The sequence below is a fragment of the Flavobacterium sp. genome (assembly GCF_025352015.1).
In the GTDB taxonomy this organism is placed as follows: domain Bacteria; phylum Bacteroidota; class Bacteroidia; order Flavobacteriales; family Flavobacteriaceae; genus Flavobacterium.
Genome location: NZ_JANXUG010000046.1, coordinates 1 through 25874, shown reverse-complemented (window position 1 = coordinate 25874; position 25874 = coordinate 1). Strand labels below are relative to the sequence as shown.

Below are 25874 nucleotides of genomic sequence, written 5' to 3'. Positions count from 1 at the left end.
AATAACTATTAAAAACCTCTGTTTCAAAACAGAGGTTTTTTTTTAACTTTAAAGTAAAAAAATTATGGAAACTAGAGATCACAACGTTATAGAATTAAGAGGAGAAGCACTAGGAGTGATAAATATTCAATCTTCAGTAGAAGAAATGTTTCAAAACAAAACTCTTCGACCTATTTTGAAATTACAAAACGATTTATTCATTCAAGTCTTCATAAATTATGCTGTAAAACAAAAAAATGTGTTCTTTGGCCTTACTCCCGAAAAAAAAATGACCTACATTGAAAACGTTATACACCGCGATATAAAATTCCGAAACTCGCTAAAAGGAATGATCATCGCTTTTTTTACTTTAAAGGAATATGCTGAATATATCCAAATATCATCTAGTTTAAATAAAAGAATGATGAATTTGCTTATAGAACGATTGAAAAGTCAGATACAGCTTATTGTTCAATAATCTGAAAACTGACAAATACTAAAATCAACACCAATTTACAATCACTTTTTTAAAGAAAATTCAAAAACTAATTAGCTTTAAAAATTAAATCGCAATAGTTAACCCTTAAACCACTTTTGTAAATTTCACAACGTTTTTTTTATTATAATTGTTTTTCTAATTATAATTTATGAGAGAAGAATTTTTTAAGTGGCATTCCCCTAATTTGAATCGTGACATTGAAATGCTTGTCTTTGGTCATTCAGGGTTCCCCGTGATTTTATTCCCTACTTCAATGGGAAGTTATCATGAAAATAAAGACCAAGGATTGATAGAAAGTGCTCGATGGTATATTGACCAAGGATTAATTCAAATTTTTTGCCCCAACAGCATTGATAAAGATAGTTTTTACAATAAAAAAATTCATCCTGTTCATCGCATTCAAAATCATGCTTGGTATGACAAAATGATTTGTCACGAAATTGTTGAACGAGTAAAAAACAATACAAGTGCAGGAAAAGTAGCGGTAGCTGGTTGCAGTTTTGGGGGATATCATGCTGCAAATTTTGCGTTGAAACACCCTGGTTATGTAAGTCACATGTTCTCTATGAGTGGTGCATTTTCTATCAAAAGTTTTATGGATGGTCACTGGGATGACGATGTGTTTTATAATTCTCCCGAAGATTACCTTCCTGGTTTAAATGATGGACAATTATGGAATATGGACATTATTTTGGGAACTTCAAACTGGGACATTTGTTTGGATGCCAACTTAAAATTAAGTCGAATTTTAGCACAACGAGATATCCCGCATTGGTTAGACATACGGCAAGATAGAGAACACGATTGGCCAGTTTGGCGAGAAATGTTTCCGCATTATTTATCAAGAATAAAATTTTAATAAAAACATAAACAAATCAAAAATGAAGAAAATTGGAATATTATTTGGAATGGAAGACACCTATCCACAAGCATTCATAGAGCGAGTAAATTCTAAAGGTGAAAAGGATATTTTAGCCGAAGCTGTTTCTATTGACAAAGTGGTGCAAAATAAAGGTGGGGAATATGCTGTAATTATCGACAGAATTTCGCAAGACGTTCCTTTTTATCGTGCCTATTTAAAAAATGCTGCCTTAACGGGAACCAATGTTATAAACAATCCGTTTTGGTGGAGTGCCGACGATAAGTTTTTTAACAACTGCTTGGCAGATACACTGGGTGTTCCGTTGCCCAATACGGTCATACTCCCCTCAGCTGAACATCCTACAGATACGACCTCTAAATCGTTTAGAAACTTAAAATATCCGATGGATTGGGAAGGAATTTTTGATTACATAGGATTTCCTGCTTATATGAAACCATATGCTGGTGGAGGATGGAAAAATGTTTACCGATTAGAAAATAAAGAAGAATTTTGGCAGAAACATCAGGAAACCGGACAGCTCGTAATGTTACTTCAAGAAGAAATTGTGTTTGATGATTATTACCGTGTGTATTGCTTGGGATGCAAAGATGTGCGCATTATGCCTTACGAACCAAGAAATCCGCATCACTTAAGATATGTAGTTGAAAATCCGAATACTGATAAAAAATTAATGGCAACTATTAAAGACTATACATTGCGACTTTGCAAAGGTTTAGGATATGATTTCAATACGGTTGAGTTTGCTATTCGTGACGGAATTCCGTACGCAATCGACTTTGGGAATCCAGCGCCAGATGCTGAACTCACTTCAGTAGGTGCCGAAAATTTTGAATGGGTGGTAGAAACTTCTGCAAAAATGGCAATTGCTGCTGCAAAAAAGCAAAAAGCAGGTCAAACCAATTTGACTTGGGGAACATTTATAAAAGAATCTTCAAGATAAATAGCTTTACGCCAATGAATAGTAAGATACTCTAGCCCAGATTGCAGTGGAAATCCTTTTTTATTTTGTTTTTTAGAGTGAAGTCGAAAAACAAAATAAAAAAGATTGAAACGGAAAGCTGGAATAGCTTCAAAAAATAAATACATGACAAAAAAATTACCCATATTTACACTAGGTGTAGAAGAAGAATATCAAATTATTGATCCTGAAACTCGTGATTTGCGCTCGCATTTATCTAAAATTGTTGATGGAGCGAAAATTATTTTAAACGAACAGGTAAAAGCTGAAATGCACCAATCGGTGGTAGAAGTTGGAACGAATATTTGTAAAAATATAACTGAAGCACGGGACGAAATAAGATTTTTGCGCAGTAAAATTGTAGAATTAGCAGACAAGCAAGGATTGGTTGTTGGTGGTGCTGGTACACATCCTTTTTCGCGGTGGCAAGACCAACCCATAACAGATGATCCGCGGTACCATCATATAGTAAATGAGTTGCAAGATGCGGCGCGTTCCAATCTAATTTTCGGAATGCATTGTCATGTAGGCATTGAAAACCGGGAAATTGGGTTGCAGTTGATGAACCAAGCATGTTATTTTTTGCCACATATTTTTGCGTTATCTACCAATTCTCCGTTTTGGGAAGGTCGAAATACAGGTTACAAATCATTTAGAACCAAAGTGTTTGATAAATTTCCTCGTACGGGTTTGCCAGAATATTTTGATAGCGTACAGTCGTATGATAATTATCTTGAAACACTAGTCAAAACAAAATGTATTGATAATCCCAAGAAAATCTGGTGGGATTTGCGCTTGCATCCGTTTTACGACACGATTGAATTTCGTATCTGCGATATGAGTTTAACCGTAGATGAAACAATTTGTATAGTAGCTATTATTCAGGCTATTGTGGCCAAATTATATAAATTGACCATGAATAATACCAGCTTCAATATTTATAGAATTGCCTTGATTAAAGAAAATAAATTTAGAGCAGCTCGTTACGGAATAGACAATCATATGATTGACTTTGGATTGCAAAAAGAAGTAGAAACCAAATGTTTGATTCTAGAACTACTTGAATTTATTGACGATGTTGTAGATGAATTGGGAAGTCGAGACCAAATTAATTATGTGCACACCATAATGAAAGAGGGTACTGGAGCTGATAAACAGTTAGCCGTTTTTGAATCTACTCAAGATTTGACCCAAGTAGTTGATATGATTACTAGTGAATTCACAAGAGGATTATAATTGAAAAAGTTATATTTGCACCATTAAATTGATAGCATGAGCCACCAAATACGAATAGCAGTTTTAGACATGTACGACGGAGAACCCAATCAGGGAATGCGTTGTATCATTGACATCATCAATAGATTTAATCAAATTGTAACATTTCAGGTTTTTGATGTTCGTGGCAAAAGTGAATTTCCAACTATTGAAAAATTTGATATTTATATTTCAACTGGTGGACCAGGAAATCCGTTAGATGGTAATGGCAACTGGGATTTGAAATGGTACGATTTTATCAACGAATTATGGAATTGGAATAAGGAACAAAAAGTAAAAAAACACGTTTTGTTTATTTGTCATTCGTTTCAAATGGCTTGTCATCACTTTGGGCTGGCAGAAATTACAAAAAGAAAATCAACTTCATTTGGTGTAATGACAATTCACAAAACAGAAGCAGGATTGAATGACACAATTTTGGAAGGATTAGAAAGTCCATTCTACGCAATTGATAGTCGCGATTATCAAGTTGTGCAACCAAAATTAAGTCTATTTAGTAAAAAAGGTGCCATGATTATTGCATTAGAAAAAATCAGAACCTATCGAGAATATGAACGAGCTATAATGGGAGTTCGTTTTTCGGATGAATTTGTTGGATTGCAATTCCATCCCGAAGCCGATGCCTTGAGTTTTATTGCCAATTTGAAGAATAAAGAAAAGCGCGAAAGAATCATTGCTATGAAAGGAAAACAAAAGTTTCGTGATATGCTCGAAGATTTACTAGACGAAGATAAAATCTATAAAACAAACGAAACCATTATTCCAAATTTCCTTCGAATTGCTATTAATGAGTTGATTAGAACTAAAAAAATTCTATCGAATTAGTATCAAATATTAAGTACAAAGACTTTTTGGCTACTTAATACTTTCATCTTAATACTTTAAAAATGAACTCAAAATACCGTAAACTTTTCAACGATAATTTTACAGCCAAAAAATACAATGCATTTATTAATGACATTACCGCTGATTTTGATTATAAAGTAACTTTCAGAATTGGCGAAACTCCTTTTTTTATTTCCAATGAACTGAAAGCTCAATTGCTTGCAGGATATCAGGAAGTGATTGATTTTATTAAAAATGATGATTTTAAAAAACTTACAGACAGAGCATTAGAATTAAACCGAAAAGTTGCAAACGAAGATAATCACACCACTTTTTTAGCTATTGATTTTGGTATTTGTGAAGAAAATGGTGAAATTGTTCCTAAACTTATTGAAGTACAGGGATTTCCTTCGTTGTATAATTTTCAGAATCACTTGTCTCAAAAATTTGTCAACCACTACCCTTTTCTTTCTGAATTGACACCGTTCTTTAATAGATTAAATCAAGAAAGTTATTTGCGACTAATTGAAGAGGTAATTTGCAATGACCTTCCCAAAGAAAATGTAATTCTATTAGAAGTAGAACCCGAAAAACAAAACACCAAAATAGACTTTTATTACTGCCATAGAGACATCGGAATTCCCATCGTTTGTGTGACAGAATTGTTTCAAATAGGAAAGCAACTATTCTATAAAAATAATTTAGGGAAAGATATTATAGTCAAAAGAATTTACAATCGTGTTATTTTTGATGAACTCGATTTGCGTACCGATTTGAAGCTTGATTTTGATTTTTCTGCAGATTTAGATGTTGAATGGGCAGGACATCCAAACTGGTTTTTTAGAATTAGTAAATTTATATTACCTTATTTAAAAGGAAAATATTTCATTGAAACTACGCTTCTTTCGGACTTAAAAGAAATTCCAAAAGATTTGGAAAACTATGTATTGAAACCATTGTTTTCGTTTTCAGGTAGTGGTGTGATTTTTCATGTAAAAAAAGAGGATATTGAAGCTGTAAAACAAAAAGATTTATACATTCTTCAGAAAAAAGTAAATTACAAACCTATTATCCAGTCACCCGATGGTTTAGTAAAAGCTGAAGTACGTTTGCTTGCCGTTTGGAAAAAAAATGAGCCATCTCCTACTCTAGTGACCAATTTGGTGCGATTAAGTCGCGGTGAAATGATAGGCGTAAAATTCAACAAAGACAAAGATTGGGTTGGAGGAACGGTTGGGATGTTTGAGAAATAGTAGTCATAGCATTTTTGTTCCTTCTTATATAATGCAAATTAGCCTATTTTAAGTAAGCTTTCTTAATCTCCAAAAAACTTCGTTCAGAGTTAACCAATTCGATTATAATTTCCTTTCTAAAACTATCCAAATCATTGTAGTTCAAGTGCTTTGCCCAATCTGTTTCTGTAAAAACTTGTTTAATGGTTCTAATGGTTTTAGCAGTTTCTTTTGCATTTCGTATTACTACATTTTGCTTATTGTCGGCACTTAACTTATGATAAAAACTAGCTTCTTGTTTTTCAAAATTCACCTCAATAAAAAAAAGCTTCGAAGTATCATCATTGGAATAAAAATCAGACCAATTTGCAAACCCAACTATTTTCGCCTGACTTTTAAATTGGTCTAAAGGGATTAATCGCCAATGACAGTTGGCAACTCGTCCCCAATGATTTGAAATTCGATACAAACCTTCCGCAGTAAAAATATATTGACTTCCCGACTGACTGGTGTAACTAATTTTTAAATCATTTATTTTGGTAAACAAAATTTCTTTCCAAATACAGAAAGTGTGTTTGTGAAAATTGTTTTTGCTGTAAATTTTGGTTACCACGATGGTCAATGGAGTTTTTTTGTTGTCTCTTGCTTTGCCACTGTTGCAAAATCTTTACTTAATCGTTCTGCATAATCGTCAAGTAACTCTCTAATTCTGGCGGGGTTATCACTTTTTACAATCAAACCAGCATGATATTCCAAGGGCACTCTAAAATAAACTTCGGTATCATTAAAGTTCGATAAATCAGGATGTTCAAATTTAGAAAGTGTTAATACAATTCCGGCAAATTCCTTTTTGATAGTGGGCAAATTGTATTCAATGTCTTTTGACAAACCATTTTCAATTTTTGCCCATTCAGCCCATAGATTTACACCAGATGCAGCTTCAACCATTTCAGCTAAATGAGCACCACCAACACGGGATGCTGTTTCTAGAAAATAGATTTTTCCATCATCATTACATTTAATAAACTCGGTGTGATTGGCACCATATTGCATGCCAAATGCTTTGAGAATTTTTTCATTAATTTTTTTTATGTCCTTATCATCTTTGCAATCATATGGTATTGTGGCACTTCTGAAAATTCCGCCACCTTGAGAAATTTCCATTGGTGTGGATAAATATTGCGAGGTAATAGAAAACAAAGTCTTTCCTTTCCAATTCAATCCATCACAATGATAAACAGCCCCAGGTTTGAATTGCTCTACCAGATATTTTAATCGATTTGTATCACCCAATTCGTGTATTTTTTGCCATAGATCTTCTTTATAATGAACTTTCATGATACCCGAAGCCGAGGCTTCTGAACGAGGTTTTAATACCCAAGGTGGCGAAACAGTATCTGCAAACTGATTAATCTCGTCATCATTTAGTAAAGAACTGAACGGCGGAATTGGTATTCCTGCTGATGCCGCTTTCATTCTCATGGCCAATTTATCACGAAAGTATCGTCCGGTGGTTTGTCCCATACCATCAATCCGAAGATTTTCTCTCAAAAAGGTTGCTTTTTCAACATCAAAATCATCCAAAGCAACGATACTGTCTATCTTTTTATGTCGCATCAAACTCGCAACACCTGCGAGTAATCCGTTTAAATCCCAATCTACATCTTGTCCTGGCATAAAATAAATTTCATCAATATAATCGACTGCCCATGGCTTGTCACGAAGTTTTTCAGAAGTTATTAAATACACTCTATTCCCTTGTTTTTTTAAATTAATTAAAAAATCATTTCCTTTGAAATAATTAGAAACACAAATGAAATTTTTGGTTGAACTGTCCATTTTAAAGATTTTCGATATAGTTAGTAATTAGATGAACTCCATAAGCTGTCGCATGTTTGGTTTTGGCAAATTCGTCATCCCCAAATGCTACGCCCGCAATATCTAAATGTGCCCATGAAGGGTGATTTGCTGTAAAAAATTCTAAAAATTTAGCTGCCGAAATTGCTCCAGCCACAGGTTTTCCCGAAAAGTTTTTTACATCTGCTATTTCGCTTTCAATATCTGGTGTATAAACATCCCAAAGTGGTAATTGCCATAAACGTTCTCCTACAGCGTTGCCAGATTCTTGTAGCTTTTTTGATAATTCTTCGTTATTTGTAAACAGGCCTGCACATTCATAGCCCAATGTTCCAACGACACTTCCTGTTAATGTAGCCAAATCGAGAACCGTTTCTGGTTTATAATTGGAAATCAAATAGGATAATCCATCCGCCAGAATTAATCTTCCCTCGGCATCTGTATCAATAATTTCAATCGAATGTCCCGCATAACTCTGAATGACATCACTTGGTAAAAAGGAATTTGCATCAACAGAATTTTCACAAGCTGGCACAATTGCAGTAACTTGAACAGGCAATTTTAAATCAGAAATTAATTGCATTGCTCCAAGAACTGCTGCTCCGCCTGCCATGTCGCATTTCATTTGTACCATTCCAGCCGTTTTAATATTCAAACCTCCGGTATCAAACGTTATTCCTTTGCCAACCAAACCAATATGTTTTTTTGCATTTGCTGGCTTGTATTCCATAATGATAAATTGGGGTTCTTGCGCGCTTCCTTTTCCCACAGTGAGAAAAGCATGTAAACCCATTTCTGCAGATTTTTCTCTGCCAAATACCGTAATTTCAAAACCATATTTTTTTCCAGTTTCTGTTGCCCAATTAGCAAGGTATTTAGGAGTAATTTTGTTGGGCGGCAAATCTACTAAAGCAAAAGTTTCTAGTTGTGCAGTGGCAATTTTGAAGGCTTTTTGTATTGTTTTTTCAATTTCTAAAGTAGCAATATAATGCAGTTCAAAATCCGCATTGACAAGACCATGCGGTTCAGTTTTTTTGAAGTGTCCTAAATTATAAGTACCTAATAATAATCCAGAAACTGAGGCTTCTACTTGATTAGTGTCGAAAGTATCTGGAATTACCAAAACCACATTTTTACCAAAAATATCTTTTTGGTTCGCCGCAATTCTTCTGAATATGGTTTTTAAAGATTTGTAATCTAATTGCTTTCCTAAACCAATAAAGACGTGTGTACAATCATATTTTTCAACAAGATAATGCGTATCTTTTTTTCCGTAAAAAACTTGAGAATACACCGAAACGCCATGATATTCAATAGGTAGAATACTTTTTGAGGTGGTTTCAAAAACGGGAATTAAAATAGTTCCAGTAAAATTGTCGAGATTTTGTATTTTTTTTATTTTCATAAATTATTCTTCTTTTGTGCTAAAAAACAACCATTCAATGGCTTTTGGAAATTCATCGCTCCAATATCGTTCGTTATGTTTACCTTCTAAAGTTATACTTAAACGCACCTTCATCTTATCGGCGTAGCCTTCTTTTTTTAGCAATCTTTTCTTAAAATGTTGTACATGGTCAATCATTGTGGCACTTTCATCACCACCAGCATAAAGATATATTCGGGTGTTTTGAGGTTCATCCATATCTAGGAAAGACAATTTTATTTTGGGAACCACCCATAACGAAGGTGAAAAAATCATCAATTTTCCAAATACTTCGGGATACATAATTCCTGAAAAAATACTCACCAATCCTCCCATCGAACTTCCCCCAATTGCTGTGTTGTCTCTATCGGTTTTAGTTCTGAAATTGCTGTCTACAAAGGGTTTTAATGTTTCTGTTAAAAAACGAATATACTTTTTACCCTGTCCGTTTCCAAGGACGGTATTACCTACATTATATTCTTTAATACGTTCATTTTCGGCATGTTCAACAGCCACAATTATAATTTTTCCGATATTATATTCTGCCATAACGGCCAGCTTTTTATCTATTTCCCAATTGCCATATTTGGCATTTTCATTAAATAAATTCTGCGCGTCTTGCAGGTATAAAACAGGATAATGTTCTATTGATTTATCATAATCATAAGGCAACAAAGCCCAAACTCGTCTCGTTTTATTGAGTTGTGGAATTTCAAATTCTTTTGAAATTAGTTTTACTTTGGGCAAAAATTTTGATTTAAAGGGTAGCCAATTGTGACGCCATTTGGCAACATGTTCTTTATGAACTCCATTTTTCTTTTTACAATGGCGGTTTTCGGTTCTATTGCCATATTTATCAATCTCTACTTCGCTCCAGTCGCCACGAGTAAATTTATAAAGCATTTCATCTGGATATACAAAATCGTGAGCAAATTTAAAATGGTACAAACCTTGTCCTACTTTTTCCATTTCAAATAATTTATCTTGTGTTACCCAATTATTAAAATTTCCAGAAATATATACAGGACGCTCATCATCTTGATCTGTAGTTAAAATAATATTGAGATGGGGTTCAGTTATTTTTTTAACATCTAAATCATCTGCCACATTGACTTGTTCTTTGTTCTGCATTATATAATTCTAAATTTATAGAAACGTAAAAATACTTTTTTGGATTTTTATAACAAAGTCTTTTTATAAAATATGTGAATAATTGAACGGAATGAAAATATTTTTATGAATTTGTATTTTTAAAGACAATTAATTAGAAAAACCAAGTGTAACAGTAGTACCTTGATTTTCTTTACTTTCAATTTTTAGATTAATTTGGAGTAAAACACACAATCGTTTTACAATAGATAATCCTAAACCAGTTCCTTTAATTTCGGGATGTTCATTCGATTTTGAACGATAAAATTGATCAAATATTTTTTCTAAATCTTCGCTTGCAATTCCAATACCACAATCAGAAATAATGCAAAAGATTTTGTTGTTGTTTTCTGAAATATCAAAAGTGATTACTCCGTTCGATTTTGAATATTTAACCGCATTTGTCACTATATTATTCACAATAATCAAAAATAAATAGGCATCTGTTTTAATATAAAAATCTTTAGAAAATAGGACTTCGCACTTTATTTTCTTCTCGTTGATTAAAGGCGAATTTCTTGAAATTATATCTAAAAAAACAGCATTCATGGATACTCTCTCTATTTTTAAAGATTGTTTTTGATTTTCAAAACGAGCCAACAAAAGCAATTCATCCACTAAAAGATTGAGTCGGTTTACTTCATTAATACAAAAATCAATTTTTTCTTTATATTCATCTTGATTTCTCGGTTTTCGAACCAAGACTTCCAAAGTTCCCTTAATCACTGCCAGCGGCGTTCGTAGTTCGTGTGAAGCATCTGACGTAAATTGTTTTTCCCGTTCAATGGCATTTTCTACCCTATCTAATAAATTGTTGATGGTTTTGGATAACAAGTGCAATTCGTCTTTGTTTTGAGGTAGCGGAATCCTAGATTTTAAATTATCTTGGGTTATAATATTCGAAGTTTGGATGATAGCACTAATGGGTTTAATACTTCGTCCAGCTATAAATCGGGCAATAAGAAATAGCACAAGCAATATCATGGGATAAGCCACTAATAGTATAATAAAAAGATTGTGTAATACCATCGCTGAATCTTCTAACGACACAGCTACAATAAGATAACCAATAATTTTTGTGTTCTGATACAAAGGCACTTGTATCTGTCTAACAGAAGTGTTTTCTAGCTTTCCATCAAACAAAATGTTATTGATGGCTTGTGGATAATAGTTTAATTTTTTTTGTTTAAGATTTGGAGATTTGTTTACCATTGCACCCAATTCATCAACAAATTGTATAAAAGCTGGACTAATATCTACTTTATTAAATTGCATTTTCTTCCACTGTTTCTCTCGAATCAGAAGTACGCAATTTTCTTTGACCTCTATTTCTTTTAAATGTTTTGAAACTTCAATTTTAATATCATTATTAACTTTTACATACACACTAAATCGTACGATGCCATAAATAACGCAGAACACTACAGAGATAAGTAATGCTGTAGAAATAAGGTAATTAGACGCAATTCTGTTTTTAAACGAAAGTTGTTGCATTGCTTTAGTTAATCGTTGGCAATATAGCCTATACCACGAATGGTTTTGATATAATCCTCTTCTACTTTAAAATTTAATTTTTTTCTGATGGCGTTCATAAAAACATCAATAACACCTGTGTCATATTCAAAATGAATATCCCAAACATCTTGAATTATTTGGGTTCTAGAGCAAACATTACCTTTATTTTTTACCAAATAACACAATAAGTCAAATTCCTTTTGCGTCAGCGAAACGTCATTCTTATCAACGGTAACTGAATGTTTTTGTATATTAATTTCAATAGGACCAAGTGTCAAAATTTCTTGCTCGCTTTTATCTCGCAACTGTACTTTGATACGTTCCACTAATTCATCAAAACTAAAAGGTTTTTTGATGTAATCATTAGCACCCGTTTTTAAACCTTCTACAGTTTCCTGAACCGTATCTTTGGCCGTTAAAAATATAATCGGAATTTTAGAATTAATTTCTCTGATACTTTTGCAAACTTCTATTCCAGTCATTTTTGGTAACATCCAGTCTAAAAGAACCAAATCAAATCTTCCGTTTTTAAAAAGTTCAAAACCCTGCAAACCATTATTTGCAGACGAAACTTGATAACCTTCCTCTTCCAAACCTTGTTTTAAAAACTGAACTATTCCCTCTTCATCTTCAACAATTAAAATGTGTTTCATTACAATAAATTTTCAAGTCTATAAAGGTAAATCAAAATTAAAATGATGCCCAAAGTAATTGCTCTATTTTAATCAAATTTTAATTGTCAAAATACCAAATTTAGATGATTCCGTTCAAGCGAATTTGTAGCCAGTGTCAATAATAAATTCTAGACAAATCAACCAAAACAACCTTTAAATCAATGTGAAAACTGGGATAAATCCGGATCAACTGCAATAATCTCCAGATTTTTTCCAATTCCTTTTTTTAAAATTATATACAAAGTCAGTAAACTTTAAATAGCTTTTTTGGACACGATAACTGTTAATTCAACATTTCTTCACAACCACAACTTTCAAAACTAACAATCCGTAATTCACAACAAATTACTTTTTGCAAATTAAAAACAGTAGTTTTGTTTTACTTACAATCTAAAAATTAAAATTTAATATGGATGAACCCAATACTTAAAAATATTTTAGCCGTTGTTCTTGGTCTGTTCATTGGTGGAACGCTCAATATGGTAATCATTATGATAAGTGGTGCTATTATTCCGCCACCTGCCGGTTCAAACTTAACAACAATGGAAGGTTTGAAAGCAGCAATGCATCTTATGGAACCTAAACATTATGTACTCCCATTTTTAGCGCACACCTTGGGTACATTCATAGGCGCATTTATTACTGCAAAGATAGCTGCTACTAGTAAAATGAGATTGGCATTGGCAATAGGAATTTGTTTTTTGGTAGGCGGTATAATGAATATTGTTATGCTTCCTTCTCCCCTTTGGTTTACCCTAGTAGATGTAAGTTTGGCTTATATTCCAATGGCATACTTGGGTGGAACGGTAGCCTTAAAAAAAGCTACTTAAGAAACTATATCAGTCCGTTATATTTTCTAATAAACCATTCACTAGCAAGGGCAATTGCAATCACAACCAATAACCAAATCCAATCAATTAAAGGCGATTTTTTGATTAAAGTTTTTTGTATCGCTTTATAACTGTCGTCTGCCAACAGTTGTTGTATCAAAGTTTCAACTTGATTGGAAAGAAAAGTTTTGCCATGAGTTTGAATAGACAATTGATTAAGTTTGTTCCAATCGGGGTTTACAAATTGTTTTTCTATATCAAAATCTAATACCTCAAAATTACTGCTATAAACAGAGTTAGAATTCAATTCTTTAACGGTAAACGAATAATTTCCTGGTGCCAATCCATCTAGATTCGCTTGAAAGGAAGTACTAGACTTGAGTAAATCGTAGTTTTTAACTTGCTTGGTTTTTGTATTGGTAACGGTAATTGTCAGACGTGCCTTTTCGTCTAATTCATAATTTTTATTAAAATATTGTGCCGTAATTTCAATGTTTTCTCCCGAATTATAAAAACGTTCGTGTGTAACAACTAAAGATTTTCGAGCATTATTGGAGGCTAAATACTGAATGGTTTTATCTAAAAATAAATCAAAATCAATAAAATTTTTCTTTGCTACATAATTATCGGCGCGCCACTTCCAAATATTTTCTCCAAAAAGATAAGCCGTTCTTCTGCCCTGGTTTTCTGAAAAAGTTAGTAACGGTAAATTTGTGTCAATATTTCGGATGGTTGAGGAGAGTAATGTATTTATGTTTCCAGTAGCAGTAATAGTTCCAAAAGGATTCTCCAACGGCGGAAATTTATCAAAACCTATATTATCTAGAGCAAACAAATTAAACTGACTATTAAACTTTCCTAAATAATCCTCTTTTTGCCCAGACATTTTAAAGGTGAAATTGTTTTGATTTTGGTTTAAAAAAGTATAATCAGTATCGTTTCCAGTAATAATCCAGGTATTTATTTTGGCAGTCGCATTTTGATCAAAAATAGCTTTGAACGCAGCATTGGGCTGATACAATATCAATACATTGTAATCTGTCAACAACTTAACTTGGTTAGGTTTTAGAATTGTTACTTTTCTTTGCGCATTAGATTCAATGCTTCGTTTGATAGCGCCCAAATCAGGATGTGCCATCGAAGAAATCAATCCAATTTCTGTTTTTTGGTCAAGTACTTCTACAGCAAAGTTTTTGGTGTTATTATAAACATTTTTTTCTTGTTCTTTAGAAGAGATCGAAGCTTTTAGAATTTGCAATCCTACTTTATCCGCTGGCAACAAAACAGTTACAGTAGCCGATTTTTTATTGGGAGAAAAAGAAATAGTTTGCTCATTCAAAACTACATTGCCTTGCGCTATTTTAAAGGTAGTATTAATACTTTTGGTTCCCGAATAGTTCAAAAAAACTTCCACAGGATATTTATTCTTATGAAACGCATATTTATTAACATTCAGCTGTGCAATCCTTAAATCTAAATAAGTTATGGTGTCGCCAAGAACCACTGGATAAACTTTATTATCTGGATTAAATCCAAAAACATAATCTTCTCCTGATGTTTGATTTCCGTCTGATAGTAATACCGTCGGGAAATGTTGATTTTTATAAATGGTTTTTAAATTCTTGGCAACAACGTCAATATTGGTTTGTTTTCCTTTGAAATCAATAGTATCTGATGGCAAAAAATCAGCATCAAATTGATACGTCTGTACATCAAATTTAGCTGCCAAAGCTGTATTATCTTTGAGTTTGTTAAATACCGCAATGGCTTCTTTGTCAGCCTTTAAGTTTAGTATTGACGCCGAATTATCAATAATAATAGGCAATGGCGTTTTTATGGTTTCGATTGTCTTTCTGGATATAATTGGGTTGATGAGCAATAATAACAATCCAAAAACAGCTATAAAACGCAAAAAAGCCAAAAGCAAAATTACTTTTGACCTGCTTTTAACTTTATATAAATATTGGTAAAATGAAATACCAACAGCAATAAGTAGTGATGCGAGTAGTAACAATATTGTTGTGGTGTTCATTTATAAAGTATTCGATTATTAAATTAAATCGTATTTCGTAATTTTTAATTCCTAATTATGTCAACATTCCTCCGCAAACGTTCAGCACTTGTCCGGAAATATAGCCACTCATATCCGAAGCAAAGAACAAACAAGCATTCGCAACATCTTCGGGCGTTCCGCCACGTCTTAACGGTATAGAATCTCTCCATCCTTGTACTACTTCTTCATTTAGTTTAGCCGTCATTTCGGTTTCAATAAATCCGGGTGCGATGGCGTTGCAACGAATATTTCGTGAGCCTAATTCTAGCGCTACCGATTTAGTAAATCCAATCATTCCTGCTTTTGAGGCAGCGTAATTAGCTTGACCAGCGTTCCCTTTTACACCTACCACAGAGCTCATGTTCACGATAGAACCTTTACGGTTTTTGAGCATGGTTTTCTGCACCGCTTTGGTCATGTTAAAAACCGATTTCAAATTGATTTCTATTACTTTATCAAAATCTTCTTCGCTCATGCGCATCAAAAGATTGTCTTTGGTGATTCCAGCATTGTTAATTAGAATGTCAACAGTTCCAAAATCGAGCAACACATCGTCAACTAATTTTTGGGCTTCGCTAAAATCAGCTGCGTTTGATTTATATCCTTTGGCTTTAATTCCTATCGCCAATAATTCGTTTTCTAATAGCAATGCGCTCTCGGCTGATGAACTATAGGTAAACGCAACGTTTGCACCGTGTTGCGCAAAAACTTTGGCAATTCCGCTTCCTATTCCTCTACTTGCCCCAGTAATAATGGCTACTTTTCCCTCTAATAATTTCATTTTGCAAAAGTTTAATTTGATAGCCCAAATATAGAATAATTTATATCTAGTAAAAAATCATTTATATTTAAACCTTTAATTTACCGAAAACGATGCTTGAAAATCAATTTCACTTTGAAAAATTATATCACGAGTATAAAATACTCGTTTTTAATGTGGCGTTGAATTATATACAAAACCTTGAAGATGCTGAAGAAATTACCCAAGATGTGTTTGTAAAAGTGTATCATTCGTTGCATAACTTCAATCAAAAATCTTCTTTTAAAACTTGGATTTATCGCATTACTATCAATCAATGTTTGGATTTTATCAAACAAAAGAATAGTCAGAAACGCTTTTTTATTTTTGGTAAAAAAAGTCAGAATGAAAAGGAATATCTGAATATTTCATCGTTTGAACATCCGGGGATTATGATGGAAAAAAAGGAAGATGCTCAAATTTTATTTGAAGTTATCAATACTTTAATAGAAAACCAAAAGACTGCGTTCTTACTTTCTAAACTAGATGGAATGAGTAATCCTGAAATTGCCGAAATTATGCAAGTGAGTATTTCATCGGTAGAATCGTTGATTTTTAGAGCCAAAAATACCTTGAGAGAAAAATTAGTTTTAAAACTTGAAATCAATCGCAAGAAATAAAATTAACTTTCGTCTAAAATAGTATGGAACAAAATAATAAAATAGAAAACATTTTAAATAGCACCATCGAAATGACGAAAGTTGCTCCAAGCGAAGATTTGTTTTCAAAAATTCAACAAATAATTTTACAAAGTACTGTAGTTGCGCCAAAAACAGTTTGGCTAGTTGCCGCATCAATTACGGTTTTAACAATGCTCAACTTTTTGATTTTAGCATTCAAATCCAAAGAAAAAATGAGTTCCTCTGCGGCCTATTTAGAGTTAACTATCAATAAAAGTAACCAGTTATATTAATAATAATGGAAAAGACAAAACTATTAACGATTACAGTTATCGGATTATTGCTTATCAATTTGGGAACACTTGGTTTTTTATTTTTGAATGGTTCTGCTAATCACAAACCACAACATGAGGACAGACCTGCACCGAAAGAAATTATTATCGAAAAACTTCATTTTGATGCCAATCAGCAAAAAGAATATGATAAAATAATTCACGTGCATCAAGCGGAAATCAGAAAGCTCGATGAAAACATTCGAAGTACCAAAAACGAATTGTACGCTCAATTAAGCCAAACTGAAGTAAGTGTGAAAATCAAAGACAGTTTAATCAATTTGCTGAATTCTTATCAAAAACAAATTGAAGAAACCCATTTCAACCATTTTGAGAGCATCAAAAAGTTGTGTCACAAAGACCAAATGGATGAGTTTAACGATTTAACTGAAGATCTAGGAAGAATATTTTCTCCAAAACCACTCAGACCAAAACATGACTAAAACAACTTTAGTTATAATTAGTTCGCTAATGATGTGCTTTCAGGTTCAATCTCAAAGTAAAACAGATTCGTTATCCGTTAATTTTTATTCAGAATTTGATAAACTTCCACTCGAATTTCATAAAAAATATGTTTCCGCAAGTAATGATACTTTGATGGTTGAGACCTTCAAATTTTATATCTCTAACATTCAGATAGAGTATGACGACAATTCATTATTTGCTCAAAAAGACAGCTATCATCTACTCGATTTTGAGTATTCAAACTCATTTCAATTTTTTATTACTAAAAAAAGTGAAAAAATAATTTCCAAGATTAGTTTTAACATTGGCATTGACAGTCTTACCAATACGGCTGGCGCAATGAAAAGCGATTTAGACCCAATAAAAGGAATGTATTGGGCTTGGCAGAGTGGTTATATCAATACAAAAATTGAAGGGAAAAGCTCTAGTTGCTCTAGTCGTAATAATGAATTTCAGTTTCATATTGGCGGCTACCGTCATCCTTATTATTCGGTGCGCAAGATGCAATTTTACTTGAATAAAAAAGCTACTGCTGCTATTAATATTGGCATCGATGTAAACGCGTTTTTAGGATCTATAAAACTAAACGAACAAAAAAACGTGATGATTCCTGGAGCCGAAGCGATGAAAATGGCAAATTACACCACCAAAATGTTTTATATTCAATGAAATGGTATTTGAAATATAGTCTAACAACTTATATTGTTGTAATTGGTTTGGGGTTTACCAGCCAATTTACCACACCATTATATCTTGAAATTCCCAGTTTTTGGCCAAAACCTAAATATGATTTCAAAAGTAATCCTTTAACCGAAGAGGGATTTCAACTAGGGAGAAACTTATTTTACGACCCAATTTTATCAAGAGATAATACCATTTCCTGCCAGAGTTGTCATTTGCAACAAACTGGATTTTCCCATGTAGATCATCAAGTGAGTCATGGCATTGATGGGAAAATCGGTACTCGTAATGCAATGGCATTAATAAATTTGGCTTGGAATAAAGATTTTATGTGGGATGGAGGCGTGAACAATTTAGAAGTGCAACCTATAAATCCTATCACTAATCCGTTAGAAATGGATGAAAAACTTGAAAATGTAATTGCAAAATTGCAGCGAAGTGATAAATACAAAATGTTATTTAGCAAAGCTTTTGGTGATGAAAAAGTAACGAGCCAAAGATTGTTAAAAGCGCTGGCACAGTTTACGGTGATGCTTACCTCTACAAATTCAAAATATGATAAAGTAATGCACAAGGAAACTACTTTTACTGAAATGGAGCAAAAAGGTTATAAATTATTCAGATTCAATTGTGCTTCTTGTCACAAAGAACCATTATTTATGGGGGACAAATTTGAAAATAATGGTTTAAAAATAGATGCTACTCTTCCTGATTATGGACGTATAAAAATCACAGGAAAATTAGAAGATAAACAACGGTTTAAAATACCAACTTTAAGAAATATTCAATTTACATTTCCGTATATGCATGATGGACGATTCAAAACATTAACAGAAGTGATAAAACATTATAATTCATTAGGTCATGATAAAACCTTACCTAAAGAATTAGACAAACCTATGAACCTTTCTGATAACGACAGAGTAGATCTGGTGGCATTTTTGCAAACGCTGACAGACAAAGAATTTCTTTTTGACAAACGTTATAGTTTTCCAAAAGAATAAATTTAAAATACACCATAAGAATTTAAAACATCTTACGTCTAAACAATTATACTTAAATCAAAAGCTTATGAAAAATACATTTTTACTTTTATTATTTGTTAGTTTCTCCTACTCACAAACCAATCCAGCAATTACAAAATGGTTGCGTAATACTACCGGTATAACAGGACGTCATTATGTTTCGGGCAACTCCACTCCTATTACCGATGCGGTTGCTGCCAATGTACAAACGGTGCAGTACTCCACAAATTGGGCTTATGTAACTACGAATTGCATTCCGGCTTATATCACGGGACCTTTTTTAGATGGAAATCCTTCGTTGGCAACTTCACAAAATGGTGCAATTTTTAAAATGCCTTTAAATCCAATCCAAAACACAGGAACGGCCACCGCTACAACTGGCGGTAATATTGGTTTGTTTATCAACGGTGTGGCGTTGTTTGATTATCGGGACGGAGTTTCTTGGAAAAATTCTACAAGTTCATTAGCCGGTGGTCCTAGCGGTGGTATGGGTGATGGCAAATGGAATAGAGATGCCGTGGTGGGCGAAAGATTGGGTTTTGACTGTGCCAAGGCGCATCCTGCTATGGGCAATTATCATCATCATCAAAATCCGAGTGCTTTTAATTTAGATTTAGTGGTAATCTCTACGGTTTGCAGCACCTATCCTTCAGACGGTTTGTATGTAATTAACCCTTCTGTACATTCGTCGCTATTAGGTTTTGCTTATGATGGTTTCCCTATTTATGGAGCTTATGGTTATGCAAATGCTGATGGAACTGGAGGTATTGTTCGCATGAAATCGGGGTACCAATACCGAAACATTATTACCAGAACAGTTTGGGCAGATGGTACTGATGTACTCGATGGTCCTGCGGTAAGTGCTACTTATCCTCTAGGTTATTTTAGAGAAGATTACGAATATGTTGCGCACCCCTTGGACGCTAGTTATCTAGATGTGCACAACGGAAGGTTTTGTATAACGCCCGACTATCCATCGGGTATTTATTGTTACTTCACCACAGTAGATGCCAATCATAATTCGGCGTACCCATATGTGGTAGGTCCCACATTTTATGGTATTAAAACAGCTGTCAAAGTAACTTCGATAACAGAAAGCACCACACCGTACACTTTGTCAAATGCTGATTTTAATTTGTCTTCATTAAATATCAAAGTCTATCCAAATCCTGCTCAAGAATTTGTCGCCATCCAGAGTGATATGCTAGCCGATAATTTGGAAGTTTCGTTGCTTGATGCGCTTGGCAAAGTAGTTAAAACACAACAAATTTTGCAAGGAAGCACTTTGAGCGTTTTTGATTTGGCTACCGTTTATAACGGAATTTATTTTCTAAAAGTTGCTGATGGTAAGGATAGCAAGTCATTTAAAATAATTATTAACAAATAACTACAAGCCATTCCAACAATAAAAGCCGCTTCAAAACGTATTTGAAGCGGCTTTTTTTTATGTTTAATTTGAAAGTTTACTTTTTGAGAGGTTGTGCAACGGTTGTGGCTGTTTGCGGTAATTATTTTTTGATTTCAGTCACCATACCAAAATTTTTTCGGCTTCTCTTTTGGATAAAACTTTTCACATACATTTTGACCAATTTCAGAAGATTTGCCGTTTGCCACACTTCCAATTAATAATGTATAAACTTTGTTGTTTTCATATTCGCTTACAGGCATTTCCATATCATCTGTCGGGCATACTTGAACAATAAAAATAATATCGCCTTTCTTAAAATTTTCAACACTTTCTTGTAATTCAAACTTAAAAACACCATAAGCTTTTTGATAGCCACAATATGCGGGAGTTTTTTCTTTTAATACTCTATTAATTTCGATAATATCGGTTTCATTGTTTGCGCTGAAACATACGAAGGAAAAAGAAATAAAATAAGTATTATATTTTTAATTGTTTATTTTAAGATGCAAATTCCGACTATATTGACCAACCAATTCCGATTTAAAGTGACCACCTAATTATAGTTTAAAATGACCACCCAATTCTGGTAAAATTGACCACCAGAATTTTTATCTAAACTAGAGCGGATATGATGCGAGTCTGTTAATATAGAGAATATAGTTTTTGGGATTACGCCATTATCGATGCATAATGAACATGCCTTTTGAAATAAATCCAATTCAGTTATACCAAGTATCTTTAATGTTTGAGGTGTACACATGTTATATGATCTTGGGTTATTGTATTCTCCAGCAATTATCTTTGCAATTAACTCCTGTATTTATTCGCTCGAAATATTCTTTGCGTGTTCTATTGTATTCCAAAATGTGTCAAGTAATTTTAGGAGGTTCACCTCAAAGGTTATTATTATAACCTCAAATAGCCTCAACCTGCCAGCATGCCAACAGTCGGAAGTGAAAATTCTGTTATTTCAAAAGCATTACTATGGTTTAAGGACAGTATTGCTAGTCGCAATAACAGAATATAACGCAATGCGTTTAGCGTCAAAAGCGCATTTTGCGATACTCTAGCGATCTCTATTAGTAGTTTTTGCGTAAAAAAAAAGCTTTGGCAACCCGAAACTTTTTAAGTGTTAATTTGAAGATTAGTTGGTGTTTGCAAATGACTATCCCATAACCTCTTTTACTTTTTTGCCAATTTCAGCAGGAGAATCTACCACGTGAATACCGCATTCTCTCATGATGCGTTTTTTAGCTTCGGCAGTATCATCGGCACCGCCTACTATGGCTCCAGCATGTCCCATGGTTCTCCCTTTTGGGGCGGTTTCACCTGCAATGAAACCTATAACTGGTTTGCGATTGCCATTGGCTTTTATCCATTTGGCGGCATCTGCTTCTAGTTGACCACCTATTTCTCCTATCATTACAATACATTTTGTTTCGGGATCGTTCATCAACAACTCAACGGCTTCTTTAGTAGTTGTTCCAATAATAGGGTCACCGCCAATGCCTATTGCGGTAGTAATTCCCATTCCTTGCTTTACAACTTGGTCTGCTGCTTCATATGTAAGTGTCCCCGATTTTGATACAATGCCAACGGTTCCTTTTTTGAAAACAAAGCCGGGCATAATGCCTACTTTGGCTTCTTCGGGAGTAATTACTCCAGGGCAGTTTGGTCCTATTAGTCTGCAATCTCTTTCTTTGATATACTCGTAAGCCTTAATCATATCAGCAACCGGAATTCCTTCGGTGATGCAAATAATCACTTTAATTCCAGCATCGGCAGCTTCCATAATGGCATCGGCAGCAAAGGCGGGAGGAACAAAAATAATAGAGGTATCAGCGCCCACTTTTGCTACGGCATCTTTTACGGTGTTAAAAACGGGACGGTCTAAATGGGTCGAACCACCTTTTCCCGGGGTAACGCCACCTACAACTTGGGTTCCGTAATCAATCATTTGTTCTGCATGAAAAGTTCCTTCGCTTCCTGTAAATCCTTGTACTATTATTTTTGAATTTTTATTGACTAAAACGCTCATAGTGTATTTGTTTATTGGTGTTTGTTTTTTGTGTTGCAAAAGTAGAAATTACGAACTAGTAATCGGTAATTAGTGATTAGTATTTTACAACTGACTCATCTGATAGCCTCTATAAAGTTTATTATCTTTTAGTTCCCAAATCACCATGAAGTGTGCTAACAGCATTTCTTCTCTGGGATTTTCTATAGTTTTTACATAGTGATCATACCTCACGGCAACCGTGTTATGGTCTTCTATGATATGCGTAATCCTCGATTTTGAACGTACGTAAGCTTTGCTTAATTGGGTAGTCAAATTAATGATTTCGGTATAGTTAAGTTTCAAAAAACCTGTAGTACTGTGCCATTCCAAGATTATTTCTGGATGCAAAAGATTGGCAACAGTTTCAACTTCTAACAAAGCATCTGATTTGTAAAATTCTTGAACTATTTTTTTAGCACTCATCTTTATTTTATTTTGTTTAAAATTTCGGGGATTTTCTTGAGGTTAGCAAATTGTTTCATTTTCTCACGGGCTTCATCAATTGGAGTTCCGTAATAGGTTTTTCCTCCTTCTAACGATTTGCTAACACCAGTTTGTCCCAAAATAACGGCTTTCGCACCAATAGTAATTCCGCTGGTGGTGCCCACTTGCCCCCACATGGTTACTTCATCTTCAATAATTACACAGCCCGCAATCCCAGTTTGTGCTGCAATCAAACATTTTTTACCAATTATAGTATCATGTCCCACGTGTACTTGATTGTCTATTTTTGTTCCAGCTCCTATGATAGTATCGCCAGTAACGCCCTTATCTATTGTACACAACGCTCCTATTCCCACATTGTCTTGTATGACAACTCTTCCGCCCGAAAGCAATTGGTCAAAACCATCAGGACGTTTTTTATAATAAAAAGCATCTGCGCCTACTATTGTTCCCGAATGTATAATTACATTATCACCAATAACGGTATGGTCATACACGATTACATTGGCATGCAACAAACAGTTTTTACCAATAGATACATTGTTTCCTATAAAACAATTGGGTTGCACCACAGTTCCTTCACCTATAGTTGCCGAATGTGAAATGCTCAAATTAGCAGCTTCAAAAGGACGAAAATGTTTAGTTAAGGTGTTAAAATCGTTAAAAGGATCTTTAGAAATTAATAAAGCTTTTCCTTTTGGACAATCTACTTCTTTATTAATCAAAACAATTGTGGCAGCCGATTGTAATGCTTTGTCATAATACTTTGGATGATCTACAAAAACAATATCACCCGCAGTTACCACATGAATTTCGTTCATGCCTTCTACAGGGAAATCATCAGCACCCTTATATTGGCATCCAATAATGGCTGCGATTTCTTTTAAAGTATGTGGTTTAGTGAATTTCATTATTTAATTTGAAAATTTGAAAATGTGATAATTTGAAGTTGATTTAATAATTCTCAAATCTTCAAATCTATTAATCTTCAAATAATTATTCTTTCACTCTTTCCATATAAGAACCTGTTGCTGTATCAATTTTAATTTTATCACCTTCATTGATAAACAACGGAACATTTACAGATGCTCCTGTTTCTACTTTTGCAGGTTTTGTGGCATTGGTAGCGGTATTTCCTTTTACTCCTGGTTCAGCATAGGTAACTTCTAAAACGATAGAAGCTGGCATATCTACAGAAAGCGGCAAATCTGTTTCGGTATTAATCTGAACCATTACAACGGTTCCTTCTTTTAACAAGTCGGGAGCATCAAGCACTTTTTTATCCAAAGTAATTTGTTCGTAGGAGTCAGTATTCATAAAATGAAACTGATCTCCTTCGGCATATAAATACTGGAAGTTTTGCGTTTCTACACGCACTTCTTCAATCTTGTGTCCAGCCGAAAAAGTATTGTCTAACACTTTTCCATTGGTTAAACTTCTCAATTTTGTTCTAACGAATGCTGGTCCTTTTCCTGGTTTAACGTGAAGGAATTCGATAATTTTGTAAATATCGTGGTTGTACTTTATACATAATCCGTTTCTAATATCTGATGTAGATGCCATTATTTATATGTGATTTTTGATTTACGATTTACGAATCGTTATTAATAATTGTATTTTAATTTTATTTTTAAACTAATGAATATCTTCTAACCAATACTAATTTAATAGGCTCCTGAATATCCTTTCATAATTCCTCTTGAGGAGTTTCGGATAAAATCCAGAATTTCGTCACGCTCTGGAGAAGCCGACATTTCGCCTTCAATGATACCGACAGCTTGCGAAGTGTTATAATTTTTTTGATACAAAATTCTATAAATGTCTTGAATTTCTCTGATTTTATCTGATGTAAATCCTCTTCGGCGTAAGCCAACAGAGTTGATGCCTACATACGAAAGTGGTTCTTTTGCCGCTTTTGTATAGGGAGGAACATCTTTTCGTACTAAAGAACCACCAGAAATCATGGCATGATCACCAATATGGATAAATTGATGAATTGCAGCTAAACCGCCAATGATGGCAAAGTTACCCACAATTACATGTCCTGCGAGTGCCACCCCATTTACAATAATAGCGTTGTCGCCAATGTGACAATCATGAGCAATATGTGCTGTTGCCATGATTAAACAATTATTTCCTATTTTGGTTTGACCTGATGCAATTGTTCCGCGGTTTATGGTAACACATTCTCTTATAGTTACATTGTCGCCAATTACCGCAAGCGATTCTTCTCCACCAAATTTTAAATCTTGTGGTACTGCCGAAATTACCGCACCCGGAAAGATGTTGCAGTTTTTACCAATTCGTGCGCCTTCCATAATGGTGACATTAGAACCTATCCAAGTTCCATCACCTATAACAACATTATTATGAATGGTTGTAAAAGGTTCTATCACTACATTTTTGGCAATTTTTGCTCCAGGATGTACGTAGGCTAAAGGTTGATTCATATTATTGTTTTTTAGCTATTTGTGCCATTAACTCTGCTTCGGCTACCAGTTTTCCATTGGCATAAGCCTTGGCTTGCATGTGACAAATTCCTCTTCTTATTGGAGTAATTAGTTCACATTTGAATATCAAAGTGTCGCCAGGAAGCACTTTGTGTTTGAATTTTACATTATCTATTTTCATAAAAAATGTTAAATAATTTTCGGGATCGGGAACAGTACTTAAAACTAAAATTCCGCCTGTTTGCGCCATCGCCTCTACAATTATTACGCCAGGCATCACTGGAGCTTCAGGAAAATGACCTACAAAAAAACCTTCGTTCATGGTGACATTTTTCATCCCAACCACATGTTTGTCTGACATTTCAATTATTCTGTCAATAAATAAAAATGGCGGACGGTGAGGCAAGATACTCATGATTTTATGAATATCCATCAAAGG

The 25874-nt window shown here is 33.9% G+C and carries 28 protein-coding genes; 13 read left to right on the top strand and 15 right to left on the bottom strand.

What is annotated here, in order from left to right; translation table 11 throughout:
• Positions 1–64 precede the first annotated feature (64 nt).
• The 6 genes from Q0Q96_RS04925 to Q0Q96_RS04900 all read left to right on the top strand — a co-directional run bounded on the left by Q0Q96_RS04925 (position 65) and on the right by Q0Q96_RS04900 (position 5672).
• Positions 65–457 (top strand): glyoxalase, encoded by a 393-nt coding sequence (locus Q0Q96_RS04925; RefSeq protein ID WP_293872121.1) that lies wholly within the window; start codon positions 65–67, stop codon positions 455–457.
• A 169-nt stretch (positions 458–626) separates the two neighbouring features.
• On the top strand, positions 627–1337 hold the full coding sequence (locus Q0Q96_RS04920) for an alpha/beta fold hydrolase (RefSeq protein ID WP_293872120.1): 711 nt from the start codon (positions 627–629) through the stop codon (positions 1335–1337).
• Between the two features lie 22 nt (positions 1338–1359).
• Positions 1360–2301 carry a hypothetical protein gene (locus Q0Q96_RS04915; RefSeq protein ID WP_293872119.1) on the top strand — a complete coding sequence of 314 codons (942 nt, stop codon included), beginning with the start codon at positions 1360–1362 and terminating at the stop codon, positions 2299–2301.
• A 144-nt stretch (positions 2302–2445) separates the two neighbouring features.
• On the top strand, positions 2446–3555 hold the full coding sequence (locus Q0Q96_RS04910) for a carboxylate-amine ligase (protein WP_293872129.1): 1110 nt from the start codon (positions 2446–2448) through the stop codon (positions 3553–3555).
• 36 nt (positions 3556–3591) lie between these two features.
• Positions 3592–4419: a GMP synthase gene (locus Q0Q96_RS04905; protein WP_293872118.1), complete on the top strand. Its 828-nt coding sequence runs from the start codon at positions 3592–3594 to the stop codon at positions 4417–4419.
• Positions 4420–4481: 62 nt separating this feature from the next.
• Complete coding sequence (locus Q0Q96_RS04900) at positions 4482–5672, top strand: hypothetical protein (RefSeq protein ID WP_293872117.1); 1191 nt, start codon at positions 4482–4484, stop codon at positions 5670–5672.
• A gap of 43 nt (positions 5673–5715) precedes the next feature.
• On the opposite strand, the gene Q0Q96_RS04895 is transcribed toward Q0Q96_RS04900, so the two are convergent.
• From Q0Q96_RS04895 to Q0Q96_RS04870, 6 genes are all read right to left on the bottom strand, one after another.
• The gene (locus Q0Q96_RS04895) at positions 5716–6273 is read right to left on the bottom strand and encodes a hypothetical protein (protein ID WP_293872116.1); all 558 of its coding nucleotides are present in this window, start codon (positions 6271–6273) and stop codon (positions 5716–5718) included.
• Positions 6270–7490, bottom strand: coding sequence for an ATP-grasp domain-containing protein (locus Q0Q96_RS04890; protein WP_293872115.1), 1221 nt, complete (start codon positions 7488–7490; stop codon positions 6270–6272). The genes Q0Q96_RS04895 and Q0Q96_RS04890 overlap by 4 nt, the downstream gene beginning before the upstream one ends.
• Position 7491: 1 nt before the next feature.
• Positions 7492–8913, bottom strand: coding sequence for a leucyl aminopeptidase family protein (locus Q0Q96_RS04885; protein ID WP_293872114.1), 1422 nt, complete (start codon positions 8911–8913; stop codon positions 7492–7494).
• A 3-nt stretch (positions 8914–8916) separates the two neighbouring features.
• On the bottom strand, positions 8917–10062 hold the full coding sequence (locus Q0Q96_RS04880; RefSeq protein ID WP_293872113.1) for an alpha/beta hydrolase-fold protein: 1146 nt from the start codon (positions 10060–10062) through the stop codon (positions 8917–8919).
• A gap of 129 nt (positions 10063–10191) precedes the next feature.
• Positions 10192–11574 carry a HAMP domain-containing sensor histidine kinase gene (locus tag Q0Q96_RS04875; protein ID WP_293872112.1) on the bottom strand — a complete coding sequence of 461 codons (1383 nt, stop codon included), beginning with the start codon at positions 11572–11574 and terminating at the stop codon, positions 10192–10194.
• Positions 11575–11582: 8 nt separating this feature from the next.
• The gene (locus Q0Q96_RS04870; protein WP_293872111.1) at positions 11583–12248 is read right to left on the bottom strand and encodes a response regulator transcription factor; all 666 of its coding nucleotides are present in this window, start codon (positions 12246–12248) and stop codon (positions 11583–11585) included.
• 434 nt (positions 12249–12682) lie between these two features.
• Between Q0Q96_RS04870 and Q0Q96_RS04865 the strand changes: the two genes are divergently transcribed.
• Complete coding sequence (locus Q0Q96_RS04865; RefSeq protein ID WP_293872110.1) at positions 12683–13099, top strand: hypothetical protein; 417 nt, start codon at positions 12683–12685, stop codon at positions 13097–13099.
• A 4-nt stretch (positions 13100–13103) separates the two neighbouring features.
• On the opposite strand, the gene Q0Q96_RS04860 is transcribed toward Q0Q96_RS04865, so the two are convergent.
• Together Q0Q96_RS04860 and fabG are read right to left on the bottom strand one after the other, a co-directional pair.
• Complete coding sequence (locus Q0Q96_RS04860) at positions 13104–15131, bottom strand: hypothetical protein (protein ID WP_293872109.1); 2028 nt, start codon at positions 15129–15131, stop codon at positions 13104–13106.
• 55 nt (positions 15132–15186) lie between these two features.
• Positions 15187–15933, bottom strand: coding sequence for a 3-oxoacyl-[acyl-carrier-protein] reductase (gene fabG, locus Q0Q96_RS04855; protein ID WP_293872108.1), 747 nt, complete (start codon positions 15931–15933; stop codon positions 15187–15189).
• 92 nt (positions 15934–16025) lie between these two features.
• Between fabG and Q0Q96_RS04850 the strand changes: the two genes are divergently transcribed.
• The 6 genes from Q0Q96_RS04850 (at position 16026) to Q0Q96_RS04825 (ending at position 20461) form a co-directional block, all read left to right on the top strand.
• The gene (locus Q0Q96_RS04850; RefSeq protein ID WP_293872107.1) at positions 16026–16571 is read left to right on the top strand and encodes an RNA polymerase sigma factor; all 546 of its coding nucleotides are present in this window, start codon (positions 16026–16028) and stop codon (positions 16569–16571) included.
• Between the two features lie 23 nt (positions 16572–16594).
• On the top strand, positions 16595–16864 hold the full coding sequence (locus Q0Q96_RS04845) for a hypothetical protein (protein WP_293872106.1): 270 nt from the start codon (positions 16595–16597) through the stop codon (positions 16862–16864).
• Positions 16865–16869: 5 nt separating this feature from the next.
• Positions 16870–17346: a hypothetical protein gene (locus tag Q0Q96_RS04840; RefSeq protein ID WP_293872105.1), complete on the top strand. Its 477-nt coding sequence runs from the start codon at positions 16870–16872 to the stop codon at positions 17344–17346.
• Positions 17339–18037: an MbnP family protein gene (locus Q0Q96_RS04835; RefSeq protein WP_293872104.1), complete on the top strand. Its 699-nt coding sequence runs from the start codon at positions 17339–17341 to the stop codon at positions 18035–18037. The genes Q0Q96_RS04840 and Q0Q96_RS04835 overlap by 8 nt, the downstream gene beginning before the upstream one ends.
• Positions 18034–19053 (top strand): cytochrome c peroxidase, encoded by a 1020-nt coding sequence (locus tag Q0Q96_RS04830; protein WP_293872103.1) that lies wholly within the window; start codon positions 18034–18036, stop codon positions 19051–19053. Before Q0Q96_RS04835 ends, Q0Q96_RS04830 begins: the two co-directional genes overlap by 4 nt.
• Before the next feature lie 67 nt (positions 19054–19120).
• The gene (locus tag Q0Q96_RS04825; RefSeq protein ID WP_293872102.1) at positions 19121–20461 is read left to right on the top strand and encodes a YHYH protein; all 1341 of its coding nucleotides are present in this window, start codon (positions 19121–19123) and stop codon (positions 20459–20461) included.
• A 574-nt stretch (positions 20462–21035) separates the two neighbouring features.
• Here Q0Q96_RS04825 and Q0Q96_RS12225 read toward each other — a convergent pair.
• The 7 genes from Q0Q96_RS12225 to fabZ all read right to left on the bottom strand — a co-directional run.
• Positions 21036–21290: a hypothetical protein gene (locus Q0Q96_RS12225; RefSeq protein WP_366068979.1), complete on the bottom strand. Its 255-nt coding sequence runs from the start codon at positions 21288–21290 to the stop codon at positions 21036–21038.
• A gap of 357 nt (positions 21291–21647) precedes the next feature.
• Complete coding sequence (sucD, locus tag Q0Q96_RS04820) at positions 21648–22520, bottom strand: succinate--CoA ligase subunit alpha (RefSeq protein ID WP_293872101.1); 873 nt, start codon at positions 22518–22520, stop codon at positions 21648–21650.
• Positions 22521–22604: 84 nt separating this feature from the next.
• Positions 22605–22964: a nuclear transport factor 2 family protein gene (locus tag Q0Q96_RS04815; RefSeq protein WP_293872100.1), complete on the bottom strand. Its 360-nt coding sequence runs from the start codon at positions 22962–22964 to the stop codon at positions 22605–22607.
• Positions 22965–22966: 2 nt separating this feature from the next.
• A complete protein-coding gene (locus Q0Q96_RS04810) occupies positions 22967–23896 on the bottom strand; it encodes a UDP-3-O-(3-hydroxymyristoyl)glucosamine N-acyltransferase (protein WP_293872099.1) in 930 nt (309 codons plus the stop codon).
• A gap of 85 nt (positions 23897–23981) precedes the next feature.
• The gene (efp, locus tag Q0Q96_RS04805) at positions 23982–24548 is read right to left on the bottom strand and encodes an elongation factor P (protein ID WP_293872098.1); all 567 of its coding nucleotides are present in this window, start codon (positions 24546–24548) and stop codon (positions 23982–23984) included.
• 101 nt (positions 24549–24649) lie between these two features.
• On the bottom strand, positions 24650–25435 hold the full coding sequence (lpxA, locus tag Q0Q96_RS04800; RefSeq protein ID WP_293872097.1) for an acyl-ACP--UDP-N-acetylglucosamine O-acyltransferase: 786 nt from the start codon (positions 25433–25435) through the stop codon (positions 24650–24652).
• 1 nt (position 25436) lies between these two features.
• Positions 25437–25874: 3-hydroxyacyl-ACP dehydratase FabZ (gene fabZ, locus Q0Q96_RS04795; RefSeq protein ID WP_293872096.1), on the bottom strand; the 438-nt coding region annotated here is incomplete at its 5' end.

What these genes read in the sequence shown, in the direction of transcription:
- Q0Q96_RS04865 (WP_293872110.1), top strand. Translation starts at nt 12,683, where the DNA reads ATGAACCCAATACTTAAAAATATTTTAGCCGTTGTTCTTGGTCTGTTC.
- Q0Q96_RS04835 (WP_293872104.1), top strand. Translation starts at nt 17,339, where the DNA reads ATGACTAAAACAACTTTAGTTATAATTAGTTCGCTAATGATGTGCTTT.
- Q0Q96_RS04915 (WP_293872119.1), top strand. Translation starts at nt 1,360, where the DNA reads ATGAAGAAAATTGGAATATTATTTGGAATGGAAGACACCTATCCACAA.
- Q0Q96_RS04925 (WP_293872121.1), top strand. Translation starts at nt 65, where the DNA reads ATGGAAACTAGAGATCACAACGTTATAGAATTAAGAGGAGAAGCACTA.
- efp (WP_293872098.1), bottom strand. Translation starts at nt 24,548, where the DNA reads ATGGCATCTACATCAGATATTAGAAACGGATTATGTATAAAGTACAAC.
- Q0Q96_RS04815 (WP_293872100.1), bottom strand. Translation starts at nt 22,964, where the DNA reads ATGAGTGCTAAAAAAATAGTTCAAGAATTTTACAAATCAGATGCTTTG.
- Q0Q96_RS04900 (WP_293872117.1), top strand. Translation starts at nt 4,482, where the DNA reads ATGAACTCAAAATACCGTAAACTTTTCAACGATAATTTTACAGCCAAA.
- Q0Q96_RS04830 (WP_293872103.1), top strand. Translation starts at nt 18,034, where the DNA reads ATGAAATGGTATTTGAAATATAGTCTAACAACTTATATTGTTGTAATT.
- Q0Q96_RS04910 (WP_293872129.1), top strand. Translation starts at nt 2,446, where the DNA reads ATGACAAAAAAATTACCCATATTTACACTAGGTGTAGAAGAAGAATAT.
- Q0Q96_RS04810 (WP_293872099.1), bottom strand. Translation starts at nt 23,896, where the DNA reads ATGAAATTCACTAAACCACATACTTTAAAAGAAATCGCAGCCATTATT.
- Q0Q96_RS04905 (WP_293872118.1), top strand. Translation starts at nt 3,592, where the DNA reads ATGAGCCACCAAATACGAATAGCAGTTTTAGACATGTACGACGGAGAA.
- fabG (WP_293872108.1), bottom strand. Translation starts at nt 15,933, where the DNA reads ATGAAATTATTAGAGGGAAAAGTAGCCATTATTACTGGGGCAAGTAGA.
- lpxA (WP_293872097.1), bottom strand. Translation starts at nt 25,435, where the DNA reads ATGAATCAACCTTTAGCCTACGTACATCCTGGAGCAAAAATTGCCAAA.
- Q0Q96_RS04870 (WP_293872111.1), bottom strand. Translation starts at nt 12,248, where the DNA reads ATGAAACACATTTTAATTGTTGAAGATGAAGAGGGAATAGTTCAGTTT.
- Q0Q96_RS04825 (WP_293872102.1), top strand. Translation starts at nt 19,121, where the DNA reads ATGAAAAATACATTTTTACTTTTATTATTTGTTAGTTTCTCCTACTCA.
- Q0Q96_RS04890 (WP_293872115.1), bottom strand. Translation starts at nt 7,490, where the DNA reads ATGGACAGTTCAACCAAAAATTTCATTTGTGTTTCTAATTATTTCAAA.
- Q0Q96_RS04880 (WP_293872113.1), bottom strand. Translation starts at nt 10,062, where the DNA reads ATGCAGAACAAAGAACAAGTCAATGTGGCAGATGATTTAGATGTTAAA.
- Q0Q96_RS04885 (WP_293872114.1), bottom strand. Translation starts at nt 8,913, where the DNA reads ATGAAAATAAAAAAAATACAAAATCTCGACAATTTTACTGGAACTATT.
- Q0Q96_RS04875 (WP_293872112.1), bottom strand. Translation starts at nt 11,574, where the DNA reads ATGCAACAACTTTCGTTTAAAAACAGAATTGCGTCTAATTACCTTATT.
- Q0Q96_RS04845 (WP_293872106.1), top strand. Translation starts at nt 16,595, where the DNA reads ATGGAACAAAATAATAAAATAGAAAACATTTTAAATAGCACCATCGAA.
- Q0Q96_RS04860 (WP_293872109.1), bottom strand. Translation starts at nt 15,131, where the DNA reads ATGAACACCACAACAATATTGTTACTACTCGCATCACTACTTATTGCT.
- Q0Q96_RS04840 (WP_293872105.1), top strand. Translation starts at nt 16,870, where the DNA reads ATGGAAAAGACAAAACTATTAACGATTACAGTTATCGGATTATTGCTT.
- Q0Q96_RS04850 (WP_293872107.1), top strand. Translation starts at nt 16,026, where the DNA reads ATGCTTGAAAATCAATTTCACTTTGAAAAATTATATCACGAGTATAAA.
- Q0Q96_RS04920 (WP_293872120.1), top strand. Translation starts at nt 627, where the DNA reads ATGAGAGAAGAATTTTTTAAGTGGCATTCCCCTAATTTGAATCGTGAC.
- sucD (WP_293872101.1), bottom strand. Translation starts at nt 22,520, where the DNA reads ATGAGCGTTTTAGTCAATAAAAATTCAAAAATAATAGTACAAGGATTT.